We start from the raw sequence: 7,243 nt of genomic DNA on the forward strand, positions 1-7,243 counted from the left end.
TTTTTTTTCGAAGCGTTTTACTCATACTCTTTAATGACGTTGTAGAACGTGTCGCGTTCAATCGCCTTGCGCCCGGCCCCCTTGATCAGCCAGACGAGCTCGTCGACGGTCAGGGATTGCTGGGTAAGAGCGCCTGCAGCGTGGCTGATGCGTTCTTCGATCAAGGTGCCGTGCACGTCGGAAGCACCCATGGTCAGCGCCACCTGTGTCAACTGCGTGCCGATGTTGATGAAGTAGGCCTTGATGTGCGGCACGTTGTCTACCATCAGGCGGCTGATGGCGATTGTCTTCAGGTCGTCGATGGCCGAGGTGCGGCGCTTGATGCCGGCTGAAGCTTTGATCGGCTGAACAGCCAGCGGGATGAAGACCAAAAAGCCATTTGTCTCGTCATGCAATTCGCGAATGCGGATCATGTGGATCAGCCGCTCTTCCAGCGTCTCAATCGAGCCGTACAGCATGGTCGAGTGGGTGCGCAGCCCCAGTTGATGGGCGGTCCGGTGAACTTCCAGCCAAAGGTCTGTGGAAGCTTTTTCCGGACTCATCTTCTCGCGGTAACGCTCAGTCAGGATTTCCGCTCCGCCCCCGGTCAGCGATTCCAGGCCGGCGTTGATCAACTCCTGCAGCACTTCGCGGATGCTGAGTCCGGAAAGGCGGCTGAAGAATTCGATCTCGGCTCCGGTGTACGCCTTGATGGTTACGTCAGGGTAGGCTTTTTTCAGGGTCCGTACAGTCTCTACATAGTAATCAAAACCGACGTGCTGATTGTGTCCGCCGACGATGTGAAATTCTCGAATGCCCGGTCTGAAGCGGGTCTCGACGTAATGCAGCAGTTCGTCGGTGCTCATCGTGTAGGCGCCGTCTTCGCCGGCGTCGCGGCGAAATCCGCAGAATTTGCAGTGCGCTTCACAGACGTTGGTGGGGTTGATATACAAATTGTGAATGAAATAGACGTTGTTTCCGTTTTTCCTCTGGTTGGCGATGTTGGCGAGCTGGCCGATCGTCATCAGATCGTCTGATTGGTACAGGGCTAAACCGTCCTCCAGGCTGAGTCTTTCACCGTGAATGACCTTTTCCACAATTCCCTTAAGCGCTTCGTCCTGGGTGGTAAGAGCAAGAATGGACAACACATTCATCTCCCTTTGTTTTAAAATCCAGCTGTATGGCTTTCTGCAGTCCTTTCGTCATCTGTCATTATAAATCGCTTCGCCAGGTCTCACAACACAAATAAAAAGCGTCAGAATTATCGACGAGGTTCGAACCACGGGATGTGCCGGCCGCGTTTGTGGATGCCCCTTAACTTTTGTATAATTGTCGTAATGGGGACTATTCCAAATCCAAACAGAAAAAGGAGGATGAAAAAATGAGAGAGTGGCTGCTTGAAAAAATCGAACTCCTTCGACAGCAAATGATGGAAATTGCCGCGGAATTCGGCATGGATCACCCAGATGTCCTCCGGTACAGTCAAGAGATCGATAAGCTGCACAATATTTTTATGGAGCTGGAGCTTGCATCCAAAAAGAAGCTGCAAAGGCGCGGGCAAAACAGCTTTTTTATTCTGGAAGCCCGGGCTGCCTTCGCGTGAAGTGCACGGGTACCTTGTTGGTTTTCCGTTTTCCTTGTATACTAAAGAGGTAGGGCCGTAACGAATCAAGGCTTTGTTGAAGGCTGTACACGAGGAGGGATAACGATGATTCATTTGACTGAAACAGCCGGCGCAAGGGTAAAGGAACTGCTGGCCGCTGAAAACAATCCAAACCTCTTTCTGCGTGTAGGGGTTCACCCGGGTGGTTGCAGCGGGTTTACTTACGGTATGGGATTCGACGAAGAGATGCGTGAAGGGGACCATACGATCGAAGAACAAGGCATTAAGATTGTCGTTGACGCTGACAGCTTTAAATACATCAAAGGAACAGAAATCGACTACAAGGAATCGATGATGGGCGGCGGATTCACCATCAACAATCCCAACGCCATCGCCAGCTGCGGCTGCGGTTCTTCTTTCCGTACCAGGGAAGATGCCGGGCAGCCGAGCGAATGTTAAGGATATAGGCAGATAAAATCTCCTCGGTTTGTGCAGCCAAGACGCACAGCCGGGGAGTTTTTTTTCAGTGAACGACTTGGAAGGGGGAAGGGTATGAAAGTGGGAGATGTCATTTCCTGGGAAAGGAGCTTTACCCCAAGTGATGTCAAAAATTTTTCCGAACTCTCGGGAGATTGGGGCCGGCATCATACAATCCCTGACGATTGCGGCCGTTTGGTCGTCCAGGGACTGCTCACGGCTACACTGCCGACGAAGCTCGGCGGCGATCTCAACGTTCTCGCCCGCAACATGGAGTTTACCTTCCTGCGCCCGGTTTATACGGGCGATGTGATACGGTGTGAAGCGACAATTACCCAGTATGAGCGGCAAACGGCGAAGATCAGGATCGCCTCCGTGTTTGCGTGTTACAACCAGGATGGCGGGAAAGTAATGGAGGGCTCTTTTCAGGGAGTGATCAAGCAGTCCGAGGAGGAACAGTCTATTCGATAGTGTGCCAGGCGGGGTCAATGCCGGTCCATTCTCCGATGTGGTATAAAAACTCTTCGCGGCAAGCGGGACACCACCCGACGTGAACACATGTTCGGTCGTCGAGATCGTGGGCGATGCCGTTCGTCTGTTTGAGCGCGTCGATCGGGCGATACGGGCTGTATTTCCCGAATAAATCAGAGAGTCTGCCGGCATCCTGAATCATCTGATTGCAGGCCGGACAGGTAGCCTGCATGGCCGTAAAGCCATTGCAAACGGGGCACATGGAGTCCATCGCCACATCCACCTCTTCAGTCGGTTTGTCCTTTATGCTGTACCAGTCACTGCCTTTGTATGCACCAACCGGACAAACAACGCCCGAAGCAGATGGCTGCCGGGCGTTTCCTGCCGGTGGGGCGGTATTGTCACTTGCCGAAATCCATGCTGGAGGAATGGCCCGGCTGAAGCTTCGCATCCGGATTGATGTAGCCGATCGCGTTATTGACTGCCGTAGGGGCTTCGCCAAAGCCGACTGCGATCAATTTGACTTTCCCTGGATAGGTGGCGATGTCGCCCGCTGCGTAGATGCCGGGAATGCTTGTCTCCATTTTCGTGTTGACCACGATTGCTCCCTTGTCCAGCTGCAGCCCCCAGTTTTTGATCGGACCCAGGGAGGAGACGAAGCCGAAGTTGACAATCACCGCATCCACGTCAAAGGATTTTTCCTCTTTGGTCGTGTTGTTTTGGATCGTAACGCGGCGGATTTGTTCATCTCCTTCCAGTGCCGTGATCTCATACGGGGTTAAGACATTGACCCGGGAAGCCATCAGGGTTTCCACGCTGTGTTCGTGAGCGCGGAATTTTTCGCGGCGGTGGATCAACGTGACTTCCGCTGCGATCGGCTCCAGCATCAAAGCCCAGTCAACAGCGGAGTCGCCTCCGCCCATGATCAGGACCTTTTGGCCTTTAAACGAGTTCAGATCGGTCACAAAGTAGTGCAAATTGCTCTTTTCATACTTGGCGGCATCGGGATGATCCAGCTTGCGTGCCTCGAAGGCGCCTACACCCGCGGTGATGATGACCGCCTTGGCGTAGTGGATGCCCTTGTCGGTGGTAATCTCAAAAACATTATCTTCACGTTTGGCGACATTCTCAACTTTTTCTTCGAGACAAATGGTCGGATTAAAATGAGCAATCTGCTGTTTCAAGCCCTCAACCAGTTCCTGGGCTCTTACTTTGGGGAACCCGGCGACATCGTAAATAAATTTTTCCGGGTAGAGTGCGGCAAGCTGTCCGCCAAGCTGCGGCATGCTTTCGATAATTTTAACGCTGGCTTGGCGCATTCCGCCGTAAAACGCAGTGAACAAGCCGGCAGGACCGCCTCCGATAATCGTAATGTCGTATACTTGCTCGTCTTTTTTGAGAATACTCAATGCCCAGCACCTCCGAAAACAAAGTCCAATAATGTTTTATGCACCCTTCCTATTATAAACATCCTGATTCAAGAAAGGAAGCGCGTTTCAAAATAATACGAATCGACCGAAAACGTTTGAACTTGTGCAAGAAATCACTTGCAAAAAACGTTGAATCCTTCTATGATAGATGTGAAATGAAAAGTTTGTGAATTATTTCTGTCGATGTTTGTGCATTTTTTCACATTTTTTTCGGCAATAGTTGTTATCTTTATCCTTTTGTCCAAATGGGCAACGTAATCATACCAAGTTTAAGTGAAAAGGGCCAAGCAGACAGAGTGAAAAAGTAAAAGGAATGGAAGGGATACAACATGAGCACGCCGAAGATTTTAATTCTCGGTGCAGGGTACGGCGGAATTCTGACAGCGTTGCAGCTGGAAAAGAAATTGAACTACAATGAAGCGGAAGTGACGCTGGTCAACAAGCACGACTATCACTACATCACAACCTGGCTGCATGAGCCGGCCGCTGGCACGGCGCCTGCCGATCACGCGCGCGTGGATCTCAGCCGGATTATCGACAAAAACAAGACCAAATTCGTCAAAGGCGTGGTAAAGAGCATCCAACCGGAGAACCAGACGGTCACTCTGGAAGACGGACGTGAGCTCGCTTACGACTACTTGGTCATCGGCCTCGGCAGCTCACCGGAGACATTCGGCATCGAAGGCCTGAAAGAATACGCCTTCAGCATTCGCAGCATCAACTCTGTCCGCCAGATTCGCGAACATATCGAGTACAAGTTTGCTTCCTACAACAGCGAACCGCATCGGACCGACTACCTGACGATCGTCGTCGGCGGGGCGGGCTTCTCCGGAACCGAATTCTGCGGCGAACTGGCTGACCGTATTCCTGAGTTGTGCAAAGAGTTCGATGTAGACCCGAACCTCGTAAAGATTTACAACGTGGAAGCGGCACCGACTGCACTTCCTGGCTTTGACAAGGAACTGGTTGATTACGCGATGGAAGTCCTTACTCGCAAAGGGATCGAGTTCAGACTGGGCACGCCGATCAAGCAGTGCACGCCGGAAGGGATCATTTTGGCTGACGGCGAAGAGATCAAAGCCGGCACTGTCGTTTGGACCGGCGGCGTTCGCGGCAACGAAGTGGTAGAGAAATCCGGCTTCGAGGTCATGCGCGGACGGATCAAGGTAGACGAATTCCTGCGTGCTCCCGGATACGACAACGTGTTTGTCGTCGGCGACTGCGCCCTGATCTTCAACGATCAAGGCCGCCCTTATCCGCCTACAGCGCAAATCGCTGTACAAGAGGGGGAAAACTGCGGAGAGAACCTGGCAAACCTGCTGCGCAACGCCGAGTTAAAGCCGTTCGTACCGGCGCTGCAAGGGACGCTGGCTTCCCTCGGCAAGGGAGAAGGCATCGGCGTAGTCGGCTCCAAGAAGCTGTTCGGCACCAGTGCTGCCCTGATGAAAAAGGCGAGCGATCTGCGCTATCTGTACAAAATCGGCGGCGTAGGCCTTGCCCTCTCGAAAGTAAAACTGTAAACGCGACTGAAACTTGCAGACAGCCACCCCGGGAAGCTTCCCGAGGTGGTTTTGTATCTGGCGAAGGAGGGACTGTATGCGTGAATCAAAAGTCTGGCTGGCGGCTGCCGGGATCGTCGTGAAAGGGGACGAGGCGCTGGTTGTAAAGAAGACGTACGGCGGCATGAAGGGGAAATGGTCTTTTCCGGCTGGCTTTGTCGCCCCTGGTGAAACGGTCGATCAGGCCGCTGTCCGCGAAGTGCAGGAAGAGACGGGGATCGAAGCCAGGGTTCGGCAGGTGGTGGCGATTCGAACAGGCGTCATACGGGACGAAATCAGTGACAACATGGTGATATTCCTGATGGATTACGTGAGCGGCACGCCGCGGCCGCAGCCAGGGGAGATTGAAACAGCCCAATTTATGCCGATCGAAGAGTTGAGTACGAATCCGCTGGCGACAGAATACCTGAGAATTATTCTGCCCCAAATCCCGCATATGGCCCACTTTCTGCAAGGGAGAAGGTATCAGCCTGATCCGGTGTTTGGCTATACCGACTACAAAATATTTTCATAACGCACAATACCAAGGAACGCAGCCGCGGAAAAACTGCAAGTATCGCTGCTGCTCTTTTTGTTTTCCGGTTTTTGACACACAGTTGACACATATGCTGCGGCAGATCGTCTCCGGTTTCGTTGACCGCCCGGGTACTTTTCGCTACACTAATCGTGGAGAGAACTTCATTCGGAGGTTGGTCAGGCAAAATGAACATTTTACAGTTTCTCGTTTCGATTGTGTTGTTTACTGTCTTGGCATTCGGCATCGGATTTATCATAAATATGATTTTGCGCACCACCTGGCTGCCTGTCGTTATCGCATTTGGCGTGATCATCGGGGCATTGGTTTACAATAAGATTGTTCCCGGCCTTGTGGACATCATCATTTTGGCGTTTGGCATAGCGGGTTCGGTCGTGAGCGGATGGACGATCCAAACGCTGCGAAAAAAAGGCTACCGCATGTTTTAATGGATGATTCTAGCAAAATCGGAGAGGCGCTCTAGCGTCTCTCTTTTTTCATTCTATCAAATGATGTATATATCCCTCGTTTCTGGACATTACTAGAGACGAGAGGAGGTTCATGAAGCATGAACTGGAAGCTGGGTATTAGCGTAATGACCGCTTTTATCGTTGCTTTGACTGGATTTGCTTCTTTTGGATTTACAGAGTTAGGGGTACATGATCAATATGGAATAAAGCAGACCCGCATGGGTTCTCAAGTCGTAAAAAAGCGCACGGTGTCGGCCAGCTCTTATCATCCGGCGAACCGGCAGGAGGAAGTAGAGGGACTTATCCTGAGCCAGTATCCAAAGATTCAGGTAGTAGCGACAGGGTATACGGCCGGGTATGAATCGACTGGAAAGAAACCGTCACATCCCGCTTACGGCATCACGTACTCGGGGGTAAAGGTGCGCCGCGACAAGTACTCGACGATAGCGGCTGACCTTCGGGTGTTTCCGCTTGGCACGATCCTGTACATACCCGGTTACGGGTTTGGCGTCGTTGCCGACAAGGGGGGAGCGATCCGCGGCAACAAGATCGACCTGTATTTTGAAACGACCAAAGATGTTTTCAGCCAATGGGGCAAGAAGACGGTAGATGTGTACCTGGTGCAAAAAGGCGAGGGAAAGCTTACCGAACCGATGCTGCAAGCCCTGCATGAAAAGGGGATTGCAGCCATGGCCCGCCCTGTGGAGCAAGAATAGCGAAAACCCGCTGTCACCTGGCAT

Annotated in this window: 10 protein-coding genes; 7 read left to right on the forward strand and 3 right to left on the reverse strand. The window is 52.1% G+C overall.

The features are described from left to right. Nucleotides 1-17: 17 nt before the first annotated feature. Nucleotides 18-1,124, reverse strand: a complete 1,107-nt coding sequence (gene mqnE / locus HGBM_RS24670) for an aminofutalosine synthase MqnE (RefSeq protein WP_019123751.1) — start codon at nt 1,122-1,124, stop codon at nt 18-20. 236 nt (nt 1,125-1,360) lie between these two features. Between mqnE and HGBM_RS24675 the strand changes: the two genes are divergently transcribed. The 3 genes from HGBM_RS24675 (at nt 1,361) to HGBM_RS24685 (ending at nt 2,530) form a co-directional block, all read left to right on the forward strand. Then, nucleotides 1,361-1,582, forward strand: coding sequence for an aspartyl-phosphate phosphatase Spo0E family protein (locus tag HGBM_RS24675; RefSeq protein WP_019123752.1), 222 nt, complete (start codon nt 1,361-1,363; stop codon nt 1,580-1,582). A gap of 105 nt (nt 1,583-1,687) precedes the next feature. Next, a complete protein-coding gene (gene erpA / locus HGBM_RS24680) occupies nt 1,688-2,041 on the forward strand; it encodes an iron-sulfur cluster insertion protein ErpA (protein WP_019123753.1) in 354 nt (117 codons plus the stop codon). Between the two features lie 93 nt (nt 2,042-2,134). Continuing rightward, a complete protein-coding gene (locus HGBM_RS24685) occupies nt 2,135-2,530 on the forward strand; it encodes a hotdog domain-containing protein (RefSeq protein WP_019123754.1) in 396 nt (131 codons plus the stop codon). Here the strand turns inward: HGBM_RS24685 and HGBM_RS24690 are convergent. Together HGBM_RS24690 and HGBM_RS24695 are read right to left on the reverse strand one after the other, a co-directional pair. Further along, nucleotides 2,520-2,801, reverse strand: a complete 282-nt coding sequence (locus tag HGBM_RS24690) for a hypothetical protein (RefSeq protein WP_019123755.1) — start codon at nt 2,799-2,801, stop codon at nt 2,520-2,522. The genes HGBM_RS24685 and HGBM_RS24690 overlap by 11 nt on opposite strands. Before the next feature lie 130 nt (nt 2,802-2,931). After that, nucleotides 2,932-3,939, reverse strand: a complete 1,008-nt coding sequence (locus tag HGBM_RS24695; protein WP_019123756.1) for an NAD(P)/FAD-dependent oxidoreductase — start codon at nt 3,937-3,939, stop codon at nt 2,932-2,934. A 350-nt stretch (nt 3,940-4,289) separates the two neighbouring features. On the opposite strand from HGBM_RS24695, the gene HGBM_RS24700 reads away from it, so the two are divergent. The 4 genes from HGBM_RS24700 (at nt 4,290) to HGBM_RS24715 (ending at nt 7,219) form a co-directional block, all read left to right on the forward strand. After that, nucleotides 4,290-5,480: an NAD(P)/FAD-dependent oxidoreductase gene (locus tag HGBM_RS24700; protein ID WP_019123757.1), complete on the forward strand. Its 1,191-nt coding sequence runs from the start codon at nt 4,290-4,292 to the stop codon at nt 5,478-5,480. A gap of 76 nt (nt 5,481-5,556) precedes the next feature. Beyond that, on the forward strand, nt 5,557-6,033 hold the full coding sequence (locus tag HGBM_RS24705) for an NUDIX hydrolase (protein ID WP_019123758.1): 477 nt from the start codon (nt 5,557-5,559) through the stop codon (nt 6,031-6,033). Between the two features lie 188 nt (nt 6,034-6,221). After that, nucleotides 6,222-6,482: a YuiB family protein gene (locus HGBM_RS24710; RefSeq protein WP_019123759.1), complete on the forward strand. Its 261-nt coding sequence runs from the start codon at nt 6,222-6,224 to the stop codon at nt 6,480-6,482. Between the two features lie 119 nt (nt 6,483-6,601). After that, nucleotides 6,602-7,219, forward strand: a complete 618-nt coding sequence (locus HGBM_RS24715) for a 3D domain-containing protein (protein WP_019123760.1) — start codon at nt 6,602-6,604, stop codon at nt 7,217-7,219. Nucleotides 7,220-7,243 lie beyond the last annotated feature (24 nt).

Source organism: Brevibacillus massiliensis, assembly GCF_000311785.1.
Taxonomy (GTDB): Bacteria; Bacillota; Bacilli; order Brevibacillales; family Brevibacillaceae; genus Brevibacillus_C; species Brevibacillus_C massiliensis.